Here is a 16,353-nt window from a genome sequence, read left to right on the forward strand (position 1 = left end):
GGCGGACCCCTCTCCAACCGCCCCGCGGCCCATGCCAGGATGACCCCGGGCCAGGGGAGGTAGGCGGTGAGTACCGAGCAGACCGGATCGGCGTACGCGGACGTCACCGACGCCGATCTGCTCACCCGGCACACCGCCGGCGACCGCGACGCGTTCGGCGAACTCGTCCGGCGGCACCGCGACCGGCTGTGGGCGGTGGCCCTGCGCACCCTGGGGGACCGCGAGGAAGCCGCTGACGCCCTCCAGGACGCCCTGGTATCCGCCTACCGGGCGGCGGGTAGGTTCGAGGGCCGCGCGGCCGTCACGACGTGGCTGCACCGAATCGTGGTGAACGCCTGCCTGGATCGGGCCCGGCGTCGGGCCGCCCGGCCGGCCGTACCGCTGCCCGAGGATCTCGACCAGCGACTGCCCGCGCCGGTCCACGAGGACCCGGCGATTCGCGGCGAGACCCGTGCGGCGGTGCTCGCCGCGCTGGCCACGCTGCCGGCCGAGCAGCGGGCCGCGCTGGTGCTGGTGGACATGGAGGGCTACCCCGTCGACGAGGCGGCCCGGATCCTCCAGGTCGCCTCGGGCACCATCAAGAGCCGCTGTGCCCGCGGTCGCGCCAAGCTGTTGCCACTGGTGCGACACCTGCGCGAGGCGGGGCCGCCCGGACCGTCCCGGGTGTCCGGGAACCCTGGAGCCGGACAATCCGTCCCATCGACGGACGACCGACCGAGAGCCGGCGGTCCGACCCCCGACGCGGGCGGCACGAGCATGGAGGGAGGGGGCACACGATGAGCGAACACATCGACGTCGAGGTGCTGTCCGACCTCGTCGAAGGACTGCTCGCTCCGGAGCAGGCGACCGCCGTGCACGCCCACCTCGCCGAGTGCGCCGAGTGTCTCGACACCCGGGACGCGCTCGCCGAGGTCCGCGAGTTGCTCGGCGGACAGCCCGTCGAACCGATGCCGGCCGACGTGATCGCGCGGATCGACGACGCGCTCGCGCTGGCCGCGCTCCCGCCGCCGCGACCCGCCGAGGCGCCGTCGGTGGGAATCCCCACCGCGGAGCTCTTCGCCCTGCCGAACCCGGCCCCCCCGGTCTCTGCCGCCGACGCGGCCGATCACCATGTCGTGCGACTCGACTCCGCCCGCCGCCGGCGTCGGCGCGGTCCGCTGCTGCTCGTGGCCGCAGCCGTCGCCGCGGTGGCCCTCGGCGTCACGGTCGTGGTCGGCACCGGCGGCGACCACGACTCGTCCGGGCATCCCTCCGCCGCCAACGACAAGTCCGCCGTGTCCCAACCCCAAGGCGCGGCCAAGCCGTCCGGCACGGCGGACGACCAACCGCGCGCGAACGCCGAGGAGCAGGCACCGGGCGCCACGAAGCCGTCCATCGCCGCGCCCAGGGAGTACACCGCTGCCGGACTGCCGCAGCAGATCGCGCAACTGCTCCGCCTCAGCACCACGCAGTCCACCCGGGAACTGCCCGGGTGTGTCGCGACCGCGGTCGGCCCGGACGCCGCCCGGGCGCTGGCCGTCGACACCGGCACCTATGCCGGCACCCCGGCGTGGGTGGTGGTCCTGAACGGCTCGAACGCCGGCCGGGTCAAGGTCGTCGTCGTGGATTCGTCCTGCGCCACGAAGCTCTCGGCGACGTCTTCGAGCGACATCGGGGGCGCCGTACTGCTCAGCACCGAGGTCCCCCGAGGGTGATCCCCGGCACGCCGCGCTCGCGGCGTTGGGACCCGGGAATGGTGCGCACCTAGGATCCGTTGTCGAACGAGACACCGCATCTCATCGGGGCGCGGGGCTCGCAGACCCGCACAGCCGACGCCGGCCACCGGCACGAGGCTCGACAAGGAACCAGGAAAGGCTCAGCGTGAGCGACGTCCGCAACGTGATCATCATCGGATCGGGTCCGACCGGGTACACGGCCGCCGTCTACGCAGCACGCGCGGACCTCAAGCCGCTGGTCTTCGAAGGCGCCGTCACTGCGGGCGGCGCGCTGATGAACACCACCGAGGTCGAGAACTTCCCCGGCTGGCCGGACGGCATCATGGGTCCGGATCTGATGGACAACATGCGCAAGCAGGCCGAGCGCTTCGGCGCCGAGCTGATTCCGGACGACGTCGTGGCCGTCGACCTCACGGGCGACGTCAAGACCGTCACCGACGGCGCGGGCACCGTACACAAGGCGCACGCGGTGATCCTGGCGACCGGGTCCGCGTACCGCAAGCTCAACCTTCCGAACGAGGACGCACTTTCCGGCCGGGGCGTCTCCTGGTGTGCCACCTGCGACGGCTTCTTCTTCCGGGACCAGGACATCGCGGTGGTCGGCGGTGGCGACTCGGCGATCGAGGAGGCCACGTTCCTGTCCCGCTTCGCCCGCTCGGTGACCGTCATCCACCGTCGGGACGAGCTGCGCGCGAGCAAGGCGATGCAACATCGTGCGTTCGCCGACGAGAAGATCTCGTTCGCGTGGAACAGCGAAGTCGCCGAGATCGTGGGCGACGGCAAGCTCACCGGCGTCAAGCTGCGTGACACCGTCACCGGCGAACTGCGCGACCTGGCGGTGACCGGCCTGTTCATCGCGGTCGGCCACGACCCGCGCACCGAGCTGCTCGGGGACCAGATCGAGCTGGACGCCGAGGGCTACATCAAGGTCGCCGCCCCGACCACGCACACCAACCTCACCGGCGTCTTCGCGGCGGGCGATGTCGTGGACCACACCTACCGCCAGGCGATCACCGCGGCCGGCACCGGTTGCGCCGCGGCACTCGACGCCGAGCGCTACCTCGCCTCGCTCGCCGACGGCACCGGCGCCTGACCCACACTCGTCCCTACTTCCTTCCACCCGAGCACACCGAGGAGCAACCATGGCCGGGGCCACCGTCACCGTCACCGACAAGACCTTCGACACCGACGTCCTGATGAGCGACAAGGCAGTGCTCGTCGACTTCTGGGCCGAGTGGTGCGGCCCGTGCCGCCAGATCGCCCCGGCACTCGAGCAGATCGCGGACGAGAACGGTGACAAGCTCACGGTCGCGAAGCTCAACATCGACCAGAACCCGGAGATCACCACCCGCTACGGCGTGCTGTCGATCCCGACCCTGCACGTCTTCAAGGGCGGCGAGATCGTCAAGACGATCGTCGGTGCGAAGCCGAAGTCGATGCTCCTCAAGGAGCTCGCCGAGTACGTCTGAGTCGACGCGTTCGACGCGGCGTCCCACGGGCACTCGAAGGGCGCTTCCCGGAACCGGGGAGCGCCCTTCGCGCGTATCAGGGCGTACCGACGACCGGTGGGCGGCCCAGGACGGCGGATCGCCCCCTCGGGCCGGAATCCGGGCCCCGAGAGCCCCGCTCCGGTACGGCAACGACCGAATGCGCGCGTACGATCGAGTGTTGCGTCAAAACTCGGGAGGACTTCTTTCCATGACCATGCAGCGGCGGTACCGACGCGGTGACACCGGCCCCGCAGTGGCCGAGATCAGGTCCAAGCTGGTGCTGCTCGGCCTCCTGCCCGCCGGTGCCCATACGGTCGCCGGCAGCGGCGACGGGGACGGCCTCGGCGGCTACGCGGACGCGGTGTTCGACGACTCCGTGGACCTCGCCGTCCGGCATTTCCAGCAGCAGCGCGCGATGACCGTGGACGGCATCGTCGGCCCGGAGACCTACCGTCACCTCGACGAGGCACGATGGCGCCTCGGCGACCGCATGCTGTCCTACTCGATCGGTCACCCGACGGTCGGGGACGACGTGGCCACCCTCCAGCAGCGACTGCTCGACATGGGCTTCGACTGCGGCCGGGTGGACGGCATCCTGGGCCCGGCCACCGAGCGCGCGCTGCGCGAATTCCAGCGCAACTACGGACTCGGCGCGGACGGCACGTGTGGACCGGCCACGTTCCGAGCCCTCGACCGGCTCGCGCGCACGGTCGTCGGCGGCCAGCCGCACGCGATGCGCGAATCCGAACTGCTGCACCGCTCCGGCCCCTCGCTGGCCGGCAAGACCGTGGTGATCGACCCGGGCCACGGCGGCACGGACCAGGGCGTGGTGGCACACGGGCTGACCGAGGCCGAGGTGGTGTGGGACCTCGCCCGGCGGCTGGAGGGCCGGCTGTCCGCCCTGGGCGTCCAGGCGTACCTCACCCGCGGTCTGGACTCCGACGGCATCGGCGAGGAGGACCGCGCGGCCTTCGCCAATGCCACCGATGCGGACCTGGTGATATCGCTGCACGCGGACCGCAACGAAAGCCCGCTGGCGAGCGGCGTCTCCTGCTACTACTACGGCAGCGGCAGCGACCGGTACGGGCGTCGCTCGCCGACCGGAGAGCACTTCGCGAGCCTGGTCCAGCGCGAACTCGTGGCGCGCACCGGCCTGGTCGACGGCCGCACCCACGGCAAGGCGTGGACGCTGCTCCGGCGTACTCGCATGCCCGCCGTGCGGATCGAGCTGGGCTACCTCACCAACGCCGAGGACGCGGCGCGACTGGCCGGCTCGGAATTCCGCGACCACGCCGCCGAGTCGATCGTGGTGGCCTTGCAGCGGCTCTATCTGCCGCCGGACGAGGACGTGCCCACGGGCATGTTGCGGCTGCCCGTCTTCACCTGAGCCGATCGGCCCTCGCCCGAGCGAGCGCCGACTCGTCGAGTACGACCCGATCCACCGGCCGGCGTGAGTCCCGCGGCAGCGCATGGACCGGAATCGCGGGCCCATGGGGCATCCACGGCGCAGGGCTCGGCACCCGGGAACGCGGCGACTCGCCGAGCAACCCGCCGACGAAGCCGCCGACGGCACCCACGCCCAGACCCGCGACGATCCAACGCATCGACCTCATCGGCCCTCCAGGGACGCCACGTTTCACGTGAAACGTGTGCGAGCAACGCCGCCGCACTGCGGCGGCACGTTTCACGTGAAACACAAGCAAGGAAGGGGCCCGCGGTCAACGACCGCGGGCCCCTTCCTGCGTGTCGGCATGCCGACTACGGAACCAGCACCGAGGACTCCGCGTCGTCCACGGACGCCTCTTCCGCCGAAGCCACACCGTCTCGACCGGGTCCGGTCTGACCGGGCACCTCGGGCTCGGTCAGCCGCTTGGCGAAGTGGTCGCCCTCGCCGGGCGCCATCGACGCCAGAATCCGCTCCAGATCCTCGATCGACGCGAATTCGACGACGATCTTGCCCTTCTTCTGCCCGAGGACGACCTTGACCTCGGTCTCGAAGCGGTTCTTGAGTCGATCCGCGAGCTGGTTCAGCGCGGGCGCGACGATCCGACCGGCGCGCGGCTTGTGTGCCTTGGACTTGGCCGGCTTCTCGTTGTTGATCGCGCGGGCGATCTCCTCGACCGTCCGCACGGTCATGCCCTCGGCGTTGATCCGCTTGGCCAGCTTGATCAGCTCGTCGGGCCGTTCCTCCAGCGCCAGCAACGCTCGCCCGTGTCCGGCGAGCAGCGTGCCCGCCGCCACCCGGTTACGGACCTCCATCGGCAACTTCAGCAGCCGCATCGTATTGGTCAGGTGCGGACGCGAACGACCGATGCGATCGGCGAGCTCCTCCTGCTTGCAGCCGAACTCCTCCAGCAACTGCTGGTAGGCCAGCGCCTCTTCTAGCGGATTGAGTTCGGAGCGGTGCAGGTTCTCCAAAAGCGCGTCGAGCAGCAGCTTGTCGTCGTTGGTCACCCGCACGATCGCCGGAATGTGGGTCAGCCCGGCCATCCGGGAAGCCCGCAACCGCCGCTCGCCCATCACCAGTTCGTAGGTACCCTCGTTCGTGGAGCGGACCACGACCGGCTGGAGCACACCCACTTCCCGAATCGACTGGACCAGCTCGCCCAACGCCTCCTCGTCGAAGACCTCACGCGGCTGGCGCGGGTTCGGCACGATGAGGTCGACCAGGAGTTCGGCGTACAGCGCGGCCGGGGGGGCCGGTTCGGCCTTGGGCGAGTCCTGCACCGGCACCGAGGTGGGCGACAGCGCCGACTCGTCCGTCGCTATCTCGGCCATCTTGCGCAGGGTCGCCGCCGCAGGGGACGACGGCTTCAGCGGCCGAGTGGGGATGATCGATTCGAGCCCCTTGCCCAAACCCCTGCGTGGTCCGCTCATACTTCCTCCTTCGCCTTCGCCACACCGCGCAGCGCCATCTCCCGAGCCGCTTCAAGATACGACAACGCCCCAGTGGAGCCCGGGTCGTAGGTCATCACGGTCTGCCCGTAGCTGGGCGCCTCGGAGATCCGCACCGAGCGCGGGATCGCGGTGGGCAGCACTTCGTCCGGGAAGTGGTTGCGCACCTCCTGGGCCACCTGCGAGGCCAGCCGGGTGCGGGCGTCGTACATGGTGAGCAGGATGGTGCTCACGGCCAGGTCCGGATTCAGATGCGCGCGCACCAGTTCGACGTTGCGCAACAACTGACCGAGCCCCTCCAGCGCGTAATACTCGCACTGGATCGGGATGACCACCTCGGCGCCCGCCACGAGCGCGTTGACGGTCAACAGACCGAGCGAGGGCGGACAGTCGATCAGGATGTAGTCCAACGGCTGCTCGTAGGACGAGATGGCGCGCTGGAGCCGGCTCTCCCGAGCGACCAGGGAGACGAGTTCGATCTCGGCCCCGGCCAGGTCGATCGTGGCCGGCGCACAGAACAGACCCTCGACGTCGCGCACCGGCTGGACGACCTCGGCCAGATCGCGGCCCTCGACGAGCACCTCGTAGATCGACGGCGTGCCGGTGTGATGGTCCACCCCGAGCGCCGTGGAGGCATTGCCCTGCGGGTCGAGGTCTATCACCAACACACGGGCGCCGTGCATCGCCAACGCCGCCGCGAGGTTCACGGTCGACGTGGTCTTGCCGACGCCACCCTTCTGGTTCGCGACCACCATCACCCGGGTGCGCTCCGGGCGCGGTAGCCCCTCCGAAGCGCGGCCCATCGTCTCGACGGCCTGTCTGGCCGCTCGGGCGATGGGCGTGTCTTCGATACCGGGTGCCTCTGTTTCACGTGAAACGTCGACAGCGGCGCCCACTCGGGGCGCCGGCATCGAGGCTGTCGGATACTCGGACGGCAACGGTCCACTCTCCTCTCCTGCCGCGGCGACATGGGAACTCGGGCCGACGGAATGACCACGCACTGCGGCGGCACCCTCAGAGGGTGTCACGTTCCGGTGCGCCTCAGGTGAGTAGAAGCGTTTCCACGGAGGGCGTTTCACGTGAAACACGATCCCGGGTGCGGCGATCACACGGCGCTCACGACACACCCCGAGCGGGCAGGAACGGCGTTTCAGCCGTCCGGCCCAACCCGGATGCGTGCTACTTCGTGGGACGCCGCCTGGTCGCCTTCGCGGCCCGACGCGCCTTCGCCGCCTTGGACTCCTTGGCCACGACCGTGCCGATCCGTACCCGAACGACGGTCGTCAACGGGTCCACGATCCCGGCGCCCGCATGAGCGACCGTCCAGGACACCGCGCCGAGCTTGCGCAAGTCCGCCTCGGACTCCAGCAGTTCCTCGGCCGCCGAGTCGCCCTTGAGCGCGAGCATCTCGCCACCCGAGCCGAGCAGTGGCAGGCCCCACCCGGCCAGCTTGGCCAACGGCGCCACCGCACGTGCGGTGACCACGTCAGCGGAGGTACGGCCGCGCAGTTCCTCGGCGCGCCCGCGCAGCACCTCGACGTTGTCGAGGCCGAGCTCCTGGACCACCTCGTCGAGGAACGTGGTGCGCCGCAGCAACGGCTCGACGAGGGTGATCCGCAGATCCGGTCGGACCAGCGCGAGCGGGATACCCGGCAGGCCACCACCCGAACCGACGTCGTGCACGATCGCGTTCTCCGCGATCAATTCGGCGACCACCCCGCAGTTGAGCAGGTGCCGCTCCCAGAGCCGGCCGACTTCGCGTGGGCCGACCATGCCCCGGCGTACACCGGGCCCGGCCAGCAGATCGGCATAACGGATCGCGCGGTCCAGGTTGGCACCGAAGAGGCGGCTTGCCGCCTCCGGCGCCTCGGGCGCGCGCTCGTCCGCCGGCGGGTCGGGGGTCGTGTCGTCCTGACGTTTCACGTGGAACATCATCCCAGGAACGGCGCCGGCCCCACCCGTGATGCAGGTGGGGCCGGCGCGACGGTTTGCGGAAACGGATCCTTGGATCCGATCAGGCGGGCAGGACAACGACGCAGCGATTGGGCTCCTCGCCCTCCGACTCGCTGCGCAGTCCGGCCTCCGCGACGGTGTCGTGCACGACCTTGCGCTCGAACGGGGTCATCGGCTTCAGCTTGAGGGAGGTACCCGCCGCCTTGACCTCTTCCACCGCCTCGGTGGCGATCTCCGCCAGGTTCGCCCGCTTGGCGGCACGGAAGCCGTCCACGTCGAGCATCAGCCGGCTGCGTTCGCCGGTCTCGCGGTGCACGGCCAGCCGGGTCAGCTCCTGGAGTGCTTCCAGGACCTCGCCGTCGCGACCGACGAGCCGCTTGAGGTCGGCACCGGAGGATTCGCTTTCGTCGCCGGCGATCACCGAGACCGACGCGCGCCCGCCTTCCACGTCCATGTCGATGTCGCCGTCGAGGTCGGCGATGTCGAGCAGGGCCTCCAGGTAGTCCGCGGCGATCTCACCCTCCTGCTCCAGACGGCTGATCTCCTCCGCGGTGAGCGTGATCCGACGCGAGGCGGCGGGTGAGTCGACGGCGGGGGTCGTGCCTTCCGTCACAGGGGAACTCCTTTGTGGACGAGTGAGCGAGTCGGTGGAGTGGGCGGCCGGCCCGTCGAGGGTGGTCACTTCTTCCTCGGGTGCTTCCGGCTCTGGGTCTGCTTGCGCGGGCCGGCGTTGCGCGCACCGGAGTGCGGTGTCCGCGCGGTCGAGCCCTTCACCGAGCCGTTCGAGCGGGCGCCGCCGGACGTGCCGTTGCTCGCCGCCGTGCCGCTCTCCACGGCCTCCTCGGCGTCCCCGCCGGTCGCGTCCGCGTCCTCCCGGGCGCGGGCCTTGCGCTGCGACTTGGTGAGCCTGGTGGGCTGCTGGCGCCGTGCGGCCTGGGCCTTCAGCTCGGCCTGCTGGGCCTCGTACTCCGCGGCGTCCATCAGCTTGCCGTCGGGAAGCAGCACCTTGCCCTCCTTGCGCGCCTTCTCCGAGAGCTTCTCCTGCCGCACCTTGAACGCCGGGCTGCCGGGCGTGGGGTTGCGGTTGATCACGAAGAGCTGCTGACCCATCGTCCACACGTTGGTGGTGAGCCAGTAGAGGAGCACACCGACGGGGAAGTTGATGCCGAAGACCGCGAACATGATCGGGAACGCGTACATCATCAGCTTCTGCTGCTTCGCGAACGGGTTGCCCACGAGCGAAGCGGGGTCGGTGTTCTTCGTCATCAGCTGGCGCTGCGTGAAGAACTGCGACCCGGACATCAGGATGATCATCACGACGGTGACGACCCGCACGGTGGTCACGTCGGCCCCGAGGCTGGCGATCTTGGCCGCCGAGTCGGTGAACTTCGCGGCGATCGGCGCGCCGAAGATGTGCGCCTGCTGGGCGCTGTTCACCAGGTCGCGGTCGATCACGCCGACCGTCTTGTTCTGCGAGACCCGCTGCAGTACATGGAACAGGGCGAAGAAGAAGGGCGACTGGACCAGGATCGGAAGGCAGCTCGAGAGCGGGTTGGTACCCGTCTCCTTGTAGAGCTTCATCATTTCTTGGGACTGACGCTCACGGTCGTCCTTGTACCGCTTCTGGACCTCCTTGATCCGCGGCTGCAGCGCCTGGAGTCCACGGGTCGCCTTGATCTGCTTCACGAAGAGCGGGATCAGGCAGATCCGGATGACGACCACGAGGCAGACGATGGACAGGCCCCAGGACCAACCGCTGTTCTTGCCGAAGATCGGGGTGAACAACGAGTGGAACTGGACGATGATCCACGAGACGGCGGTATATAGGGGGTTAAGAATCCCCACGGTCAAGCTCCTCGGGCGGTGGTGTTCGCACCGGGCGCGGGCTCGGTACGGCCGGTGCTGGACGTCTGCTGCCGCTCGTGCGGCTCCGACTCCGAGCGCGACTTCCGCTCGGGGAGTCGCCACGGTCGGCGTGTGCGCGGCGGCACAGGATCGACACCGCCAGAGTTCCAGGGGTTGCAGCGCAGGATGCGCCACACGGTGAGGTAGGTGCCTTTGACGGCGCCATGCACGGACATCGCCTCGTACCCATAATGCGAGCACGACGGGTAGAAGCGACACACCGGCCCCAGCATCGGGCTGATCGTCCACTGATAGACCCGAATGAACCCCATGAACAGGTACTTCACGCCGTCGCTCCCGGCTTGGCCGCGGGCCCATCCGCTCGAACCGCGGCAGTGCGCCCGGCCCGGCCCAGAAGCCGGTCGAACGCTGCGTCCAGATCCCGTGCCAGGGCGGAATGGTCCGCCTGGGCTGCGGGTGGCAATGCCCGTACCACGACCAGGCTACCTGCCGGAAGCAGGGCCATCCGATCGTGTATGAGGTGGCGTAGCCGACGCTTGACGACGTTACGGACAACCGCGGGGCCGACAGCCTTGCTCACGACGAAACCCGCACGCGGCGGTGGAGCGTGCTCCACATCCGCGTGCGGGTCCTCTGCCACAGATTGGCGCAGGGTGTCCGGCTCGGACGGCTGCGCGGTCGCCGGGGTGCGTTCGGACGTCACGAGTCCGCTCGTCTCCTGGCGATGCAGGTGGACGACCAGATTCGGACGGCCGGCTCGACGCCCGCGGCGAACCGCGATCGCGAAGTCCTCGCGCCGCCTCAGCCGGTTATCGGCAGGCAGCACGGAGAGATCCGCGAACTCAGGCGGAAAGCTCCGCGCGGCCCTTGCGGCGGCGGGCAGCAAGGATGGCGCGACCGGCACGGGTGCGCATGCGCAGCCGGAACCCGTGGGTCTTCGCCCGGCGACGGTTGTTCGGCTGGAAGGTGCGCTTGCTCACTCGGGGGCTCCAGGATTTGAATCGTGGGCCGGCAGAAAAGACCGCCGGCCACCACCGTACGTCCGCATCGACATGATCTCGGACATGCGGCAGCGGTCGTCAGACAACTAGACCGGCCCACGGTACGTACCAACAGGCGACGGGGTCAAATGGGGGATCCGGGGCACGTCGCCCACCTGCGCAAACGTGGTCTCGGACAGGCTATACACAGCCTGTGGACAACGGGTTGAGCAGGCCACCGTGCGCCACTACCGTGAACAGGTGGGTCGGACCGGAGCGCTCGCTCCCGGGGTCCGGGACACTGGGAGCCCTCCCGAGACCTGCGTCGATGCAATGAAAGAGCGTGCACTGTGGCTGACATCACCAGCGACCTCGCCGCAGTCTGGGCACGGTTCCTGGAACGACTGGCCACCGACGACTCGGTCACGGCCAAGGACAAGGGATGGCTCCAGCGGACACAGCCGCTGACCCTCTTCTCCGACACCGCGCTGCTCGCGGTGCCGAACGAGTTCGCCAAGGAAGTCCTGGAGACCCGGCTCCGCCAAGTGGTGACGGACGCGTTGAGCCACGGTTTCGGGCGGCCGATCCGGTTCGCGGTCAGTGTCGAGCCGGGTGCGGGGGAACCGGAGCCGGTGCCCGAGCGGCACGACCGTTCGGCCCGGCACGACGACTACAACCCCGGCCCCTACGGTCGCTCCTCCTATGGCGGCGACCGCTACGGCCGCGACGGCTATCCCCAGGAGCCGTACGGCCAGCAGCCGTACCGCCAGGACCGCGATCCCTACGCCGAGCCGCCGTATCAGCAGGACTACCCGCACGAACGCTACGCGCCCGGACCGTACCGGGATCAGCGCGACCCGCGCGACCCGCGTGAGCAGCGCGACCCCAGGGACCCCCGGGATGCGCGCGACGCCCGTGAGCAGCGCGATCTGCGTGATCCTCGGGAACCGCGCGAGTCCCGGGACGCCCGCGATCCGCGGGATCCGCGCGATTCTCGTGATCAATACGGCTACGGGGGTAATCCGGGGTCGTCGGATCACCCGGGAATTCCACCCTCCGACGGGACCCTTTTTGCGGATCGCGAGGACTTGTTCGGGCCGCCCGGCTTTTCCACACCTTCCGTCCACAGCTTTGTGGATAATTCGACACATCAACCCGGCGACAGAGACCAGTCGCCGGGTGCCTCGCAACCCCCACAGCAGGCTCCGCCGCCGCACCAGTCCCCGCCGGCGCCACCTGCCGACGTACCCGGTGGGCGACCGCTGCGGCTGGCCCGGCCTGGCACCGGGCGCGAGCACGGCGTGGTGGAGCACGAGCCGGCCGCCCGACTGAATCCCAAGTACCTCTTCGAGACGTTCGTCATCGGCTCCAGCAACCGGTTCGCGCACGCGGCCGCGGTGGCGGTCGCCGAGGCGCCCGCGAAGGCGTACAACCCGCTGTTCATCTACGGCGAGTCGGGGCTGGGCAAGACGCACCTGCTGCACGCGATCGGGCACTACGCGAAGAGCCTTTATCCGGGCACCCGAGTGCGCTACGTGAGCTCGGAGGAGTTCACCAACGAATTCATCAACTCGATCCGCGACGGCAAGGCCGACGGTTTCCGGCGGCGTTATCGAGATGTCGATGTTCTGCTCGTGGACGACATCCAGTTCCTGGAGACCAAGGAGCAGACGCAGGAGGAGTTCTTCCACACCTTCAATACGCTGCACAACGCGAACAAGCAGATCGTCATCTCCTCCGACCGGCCGCCCAAGCAGCTGGTGACGCTGGAGGACCGACTGCGCAACCGCTTCGAGTGGGGCCTGTTGACCGACGTCCAGCCGCCCGAGTTGGAGACCCGGATCGCGATCCTGCGCAAGAAGGCGATCCAGGAGGGGCTCAACGCGCCGCCGGACGTGCTGGAGTACATCGCCAGCAAGATCTCCCGCAACATCCGCGAGCTTGAGGGCGCGCTGATCCGGGTGACCGCGTTCGCCAGCCTGAATCGCCAGCCGGTGGACCTGCAGCTCACCGAGATCGTGCTCAAGGACCTGATCCCGGACAGCGCGGGACCCGAGATCACGGCGACCACGATCATGGCGCACACCGCCGCCTACTTCGGCCTGTCGGTCGAGGACCTGTGCGGCACCTCGCGCAGTCGGGTGTTGGTCACCGCGCGCCAGATCGCAATGTATCTGTGCCGCGAGCTGACCGATCTGTCGCTGCCCAAGATCGGCGCCCAGTTCGGCGGGCGCGACCACACGACGGTGATGCACGCGGACCGCAAGATCCGCTCGTTGATGGCCGAACGGCGCTCGATCTACAACCAGGTGACCGAGTTGACGAACCGCATCAAGAGCTGAAACGGCACCCGATCACCGCTGAGAGCCGGCCGGCGTTCCCCTTTGGGGCCGCCGGCCTTCGTATGTTCGATGTGACCTTCGACACATCGACCGAATCGAGGCCTGGTTATCCACCGAGTGACGCCGACTCGGACATCCACACCATGGGGATGACGCGCCGGCCGCCGAGTTCCCCACAATGGCTTGAGGAACTTGGGGAAAAAGCCGGCGAGCCGGCAGGTCAGGTTCCTGTGGTGATGTGGAGTTGATTCCTCCACAGACTGTGGATAACTTTTCCGTCGCATCCCGTCCACCACCGTGTTGTCTGGTTGTCCACGTCCCGTCCACCGAAATCCCGAGCTTGTCCCCAGGTTGTCCACGGATCTGTCCACAGTCGGGCCGGTTTCACCCCTTACGGTGAATCCCGAGCCGAGTGACGTCCGCAGAGGGTGGGGACAAGTGGCCATCTACCTGGGGATTGACTGGGGACAAGTACGGGTACCCCTGGGGACGGTCTGTGGAGCCGATTTGGGCATCCACAGACACAGGGGGTTTATCCACGGGTTCACCCACACCTCGAAGTGGACAAAAAACCGGCCCTGACCTGCGCAGATATCGGTTATCCACGGTATCCACACCCCCTACTACTACGACCACACGTAGTTCAAGAGAGATCCACGGAAAATGGTCGGGTCGGCCCGAATCTGTGGACTGCGGGTTTGCCGGGGGCTGCGCGGGCTGTCGGCGCGGTGCGTCAGACTGTGTCCCGGTGGTAGGCCCCGACGGCCCGCCACCGATGCCGAACGAACGAACGGCAGACACACGACAGACAGACGGCCGGCAACGGCAGGAGGCGGTGAACCGGTGAAGTTCCGGGTCGAGCGTGACGTTCTCGCTGATGCGGTGGCGTGGACCGCGCGCAGTCTCCCGGCGCGGCCGGCGGTTCCCGTCCTCGCCGGACTGCTCCTGGAAGCCGCGGACCAGCGACTGACGCTGTCCAGCTTCGACTACGAGGTCTCTGCCCGCGGCGGCGTCGAGGCCGAGATCGACGAGCCGGGCCGGGTGCTGGTGTCCGGGCGACTGCTCGCCGACATCTCCAAGAGCCTGCCGAACCGCCCCGTCGAGGTGTCCACCGACGGCGCCAAGGTGACCGTGGTCTGCGGCAGCGCGCGGTTCACCCTGCCCACCCTCCCGGTGGAGGACTACCCGGCACTGCCGGACATGCCCACCGCCGCGGGATCCGTGGAGGGCGACGTCTTCGCGGCCGCCGTGGCCCAGGTGGCCATCGCGGCCGGCCGCGACGACACGCTGCCGATGCTGACCGGTGTCCGGGTCGAGATCGAGGGCGACCTGGTCACCCTCGCCGCCACCGACCGATACCGGCTCGCCGTCCGTCAGTTCCACTGGAAGCCCGAGGCCGACGGCCTCTCCTCGGCGGTGGCCCTGGTGCCCGCCAAGACCCTCAACGACACCGCCAAGTCGCTGACCCAGGGCGACAGCGTGCAGATCGCGCTGTCCGGGGACAAGCTCGGCGAGGGCATGATCGGCTTCGAGGGTGCCGGCCGGCGCACCACCACCCGCCTACTCGAAGGCGAATTCCCCAAGTACCGCGCGCTGTTCCCGGAGCAGTCGGAGACCGTCGCGACGGTGGAGACCGCGCCGTTCGTGGACGCGGTCAAGCGCGTGTCCCTGGTCGCCGAGCGGAACACCCCGGTGCGGCTGTCCTTCTCCGACGGTCGACTGGTGCTCGAAGCCGGTTCCGGCGACGAGGCGCAGGCCTCCGAGGCGATCGACGCGACGCTGGAGGGCGAGGAGATCTCGATCGCCTTCAACCCGACGTTCCTGCTCGAAGGGCTCAGCGCGATCGGTTCCCCGGTCGCCCAGATCTCCTTCACCACGTCCACGAAGCCGGCCGTGATGACCGGCAAGCCGGATGTCGAGGCCGAGGCCACCGACGAGTACCGCTACCTGATCATGCCGGTGCGCCTCTCCGGCTGAACCGGGCTCGCGGCCGAACCGGGCCGAATCCGTACTCGGGTTCGAAGGCGTCCGCCACGCATGACCCCGCAGCAGCACGGGCAACCGCTACCCGCGTACCGTCGACGCGGTGAAAAGCCCCCACAAGGGGTGCGGAAGCGGCCTCGGCGGTGCCCCACCCGGCATCGCAGCAGCGAACGAAGGATTTCAGGATGCAGCTCGGACTCGTCGGCCTCGGCAAGATGGGTGGCAACATGCGCGAGCGTCTGCGGCGCGCGGGCCACACGGTGGTGGGCTACGACCGCAACGCGGAGATCGCGGATGTGCACAGCCTCAAGGAACTTGTGGACGCACTCCCGACGCCGCGGGTGGTGTGGGTGATGGTGCCCGCGGGCGCGCCGACCCAGGCCACCGTCGACGAGCTCGGCGAACTGCTGTCTCCCGGTGACGTGCTCGTCGACGGCGGCAACTCGCGCTGGACGGACGACATCAAGCACGCCGAGGCGCTGGCCGAGAAGAACATCGGCTTCGTCGACTGCGGTGTCTCCGGCGGCGTTTGGGGTCGCGACAACGGCTATGCGCTGATGTGCGGCGGCGACGCCGCGAACATCGAGAAGGTCCAGCCGATCTTCGACGCCCTCAAGCCCGAGGGCCCGGCGGGCTTCGTGCACGCGGGCCGGGTCGGCGCCGGGCACTTCGCGAAGATGGTGCACAACGGCATCGAGTACGCGCTCATGCAGGCCTACGCCGAGGGCTGGGAACTGCTGGAGGCCGCCGACGTGGTCACCGACGTCCGCGAGGTGTTCCGCAGCTGGCAGGAGGGCACCGTCATCCGCTCGTGGCTGCTCGACCTGGCCGTGCGCGCGATGGACGACGACGAGCACTTGGAGAGCCTGCGCGGCTACGCGGAGGACTCCGGCGAGGGTCGTTGGACCGTGGAGGCGGCGATCGACCACGCCGTCCCGCTGCCCGCGATCACCGCGTCGCTGTTCGCCCGCTTCGCGTCCCGTCAGGACGACTCGCCGCAGATGAAGATGATCGCCGCGCTGCGCAACCAGTTCGGCGGGCACGCGGTCACCGCCGCGTCGACGCACAAGGGGGCCGACGCCCCGGGCGCCGACACCACGCCGCCGAAGGAGGCCGACGCGGGCTGAGC

General features: G+C 69.2%; 16 protein-coding genes and 1 pseudogene. 8 read left to right on the forward strand and 9 right to left on the reverse strand.

The window, feature by feature from the left end:
- Positions 1-66 precede the first annotated feature (66 nt).
- From sigM to ABZS54_RS05205, 5 genes are all read left to right on the forward strand, one after another.
- Positions 67-780: an RNA polymerase sigma factor SigM gene (sigM, locus tag ABZS54_RS05185; RefSeq protein WP_355531209.1), complete on the forward strand. Its 714-nt coding sequence runs from the start codon at positions 67-69 to the stop codon at positions 778-780.
- Positions 777-1,694 carry an anti-sigma factor gene (locus tag ABZS54_RS05190; RefSeq protein ID WP_355531211.1) on the forward strand — a complete coding sequence of 306 codons (918 nt, stop codon included), beginning with the start codon at positions 777-779 and terminating at the stop codon, positions 1,692-1,694. The genes sigM and ABZS54_RS05190 overlap by 4 nt, the downstream gene beginning before the upstream one ends.
- A gap of 166 nt (positions 1,695-1,860) precedes the next feature.
- A complete protein-coding gene (gene trxB / locus ABZS54_RS05195; protein ID WP_355531213.1) occupies positions 1,861-2,808 on the forward strand; it encodes a thioredoxin-disulfide reductase in 948 nt (315 codons plus the stop codon).
- A gap of 49 nt (positions 2,809-2,857) precedes the next feature.
- On the forward strand, positions 2,858-3,184 hold the full coding sequence (trxA, locus tag ABZS54_RS05200) for a thioredoxin (RefSeq protein ID WP_355531215.1): 327 nt from the start codon (positions 2,858-2,860) through the stop codon (positions 3,182-3,184).
- A 229-nt stretch (positions 3,185-3,413) separates the two neighbouring features.
- The gene (locus ABZS54_RS05205) at positions 3,414-4,592 is read left to right on the forward strand and encodes an N-acetylmuramoyl-L-alanine amidase (protein WP_355531217.1); all 1,179 of its coding nucleotides are present in this window, start codon (positions 3,414-3,416) and stop codon (positions 4,590-4,592) included.
- Here ABZS54_RS05205 and ABZS54_RS05210 read toward each other — a convergent pair.
- The 9 genes and pseudogenes from ABZS54_RS05210 to rpmH form a co-directional block, all read right to left on the reverse strand.
- Positions 4,585-4,818, reverse strand: coding sequence for a hypothetical protein (locus tag ABZS54_RS05210; protein WP_355531219.1), 234 nt, complete (start codon positions 4,816-4,818; stop codon positions 4,585-4,587). The genes ABZS54_RS05205 and ABZS54_RS05210 overlap by 8 nt on opposite strands.
- A 145-nt stretch (positions 4,819-4,963) precedes the next feature.
- Positions 4,964-6,082, reverse strand: coding sequence for a ParB/RepB/Spo0J family partition protein (locus ABZS54_RS05215; RefSeq protein WP_355531221.1), 1,119 nt, complete (start codon positions 6,080-6,082; stop codon positions 4,964-4,966).
- Between the two features lie 20 nt (positions 6,083-6,102).
- Positions 6,103-7,011, reverse strand: a pseudogene (locus ABZS54_RS05220) (ParA family protein); the annotation flags it as partial.
- A 268-nt stretch (positions 7,012-7,279) separates the two neighbouring features.
- Positions 7,280-8,032: a 16S rRNA (guanine(527)-N(7))-methyltransferase RsmG gene (rsmG, locus tag ABZS54_RS05225; protein ID WP_355531269.1), complete on the reverse strand. Its 753-nt coding sequence runs from the start codon at positions 8,030-8,032 to the stop codon at positions 7,280-7,282.
- An 82-nt stretch (positions 8,033-8,114) separates the two neighbouring features.
- The gene (locus ABZS54_RS05230; protein WP_355531271.1) at positions 8,115-8,615 is read right to left on the reverse strand and encodes a R3H domain-containing nucleic acid-binding protein; all 501 of its coding nucleotides are present in this window, start codon (positions 8,613-8,615) and stop codon (positions 8,115-8,117) included.
- 116 nt (positions 8,616-8,731) lie between these two features.
- On the reverse strand, positions 8,732-9,898 hold the full coding sequence (gene yidC, locus ABZS54_RS05235) for a membrane protein insertase YidC (RefSeq protein ID WP_355531223.1): 1,167 nt from the start codon (positions 9,896-9,898) through the stop codon (positions 8,732-8,734).
- Positions 9,899-9,900: 2 nt separating this feature from the next.
- On the reverse strand, positions 9,901-10,245 hold the full coding sequence (yidD, locus tag ABZS54_RS05240) for a membrane protein insertion efficiency factor YidD (RefSeq protein ID WP_355531225.1): 345 nt from the start codon (positions 10,243-10,245) through the stop codon (positions 9,901-9,903).
- A complete protein-coding gene (gene rnpA / locus ABZS54_RS05245; RefSeq protein WP_355531227.1) occupies positions 10,242-10,745 on the reverse strand; it encodes a ribonuclease P protein component in 504 nt (167 codons plus the stop codon). Before rnpA ends, yidD begins: the two co-directional genes overlap by 4 nt.
- A gap of 16 nt (positions 10,746-10,761) precedes the next feature.
- A complete protein-coding gene (rpmH, locus tag ABZS54_RS05250) occupies positions 10,762-10,899 on the reverse strand; it encodes a 50S ribosomal protein L34 (RefSeq protein WP_010849920.1) in 138 nt (45 codons plus the stop codon).
- 350 nt (positions 10,900-11,249) lie between these two features.
- Between rpmH and dnaA the strand changes: the two genes are divergently transcribed.
- From dnaA to gnd, 3 genes are all read left to right on the forward strand, one after another.
- Positions 11,250-13,241 carry a chromosomal replication initiator protein DnaA gene (gene dnaA / locus ABZS54_RS05255; protein WP_355531229.1) on the forward strand — a complete coding sequence of 664 codons (1,992 nt, stop codon included), beginning with the start codon at positions 11,250-11,252 and terminating at the stop codon, positions 13,239-13,241.
- A gap of 843 nt (positions 13,242-14,084) precedes the next feature.
- Positions 14,085-15,218, forward strand: coding sequence for a DNA polymerase III subunit beta (gene dnaN, locus ABZS54_RS05260; RefSeq protein WP_355531231.1), 1,134 nt, complete (start codon positions 14,085-14,087; stop codon positions 15,216-15,218).
- Between the two features lie 191 nt (positions 15,219-15,409).
- Positions 15,410-16,351 carry a phosphogluconate dehydrogenase (NAD(+)-dependent, decarboxylating) gene (gene gnd / locus ABZS54_RS05265; protein ID WP_355531233.1) on the forward strand — a complete coding sequence of 314 codons (942 nt, stop codon included), beginning with the start codon at positions 15,410-15,412 and terminating at the stop codon, positions 16,349-16,351.
- Positions 16,352-16,353: the final 2 nt, after the last annotated feature.

This window comes from Embleya sp. NPDC005575 (assembly GCF_040605455.1).
Taxonomy (GTDB): Bacteria; Actinomycetota; Actinomycetes; order Streptomycetales; family Streptomycetaceae; genus Embleya.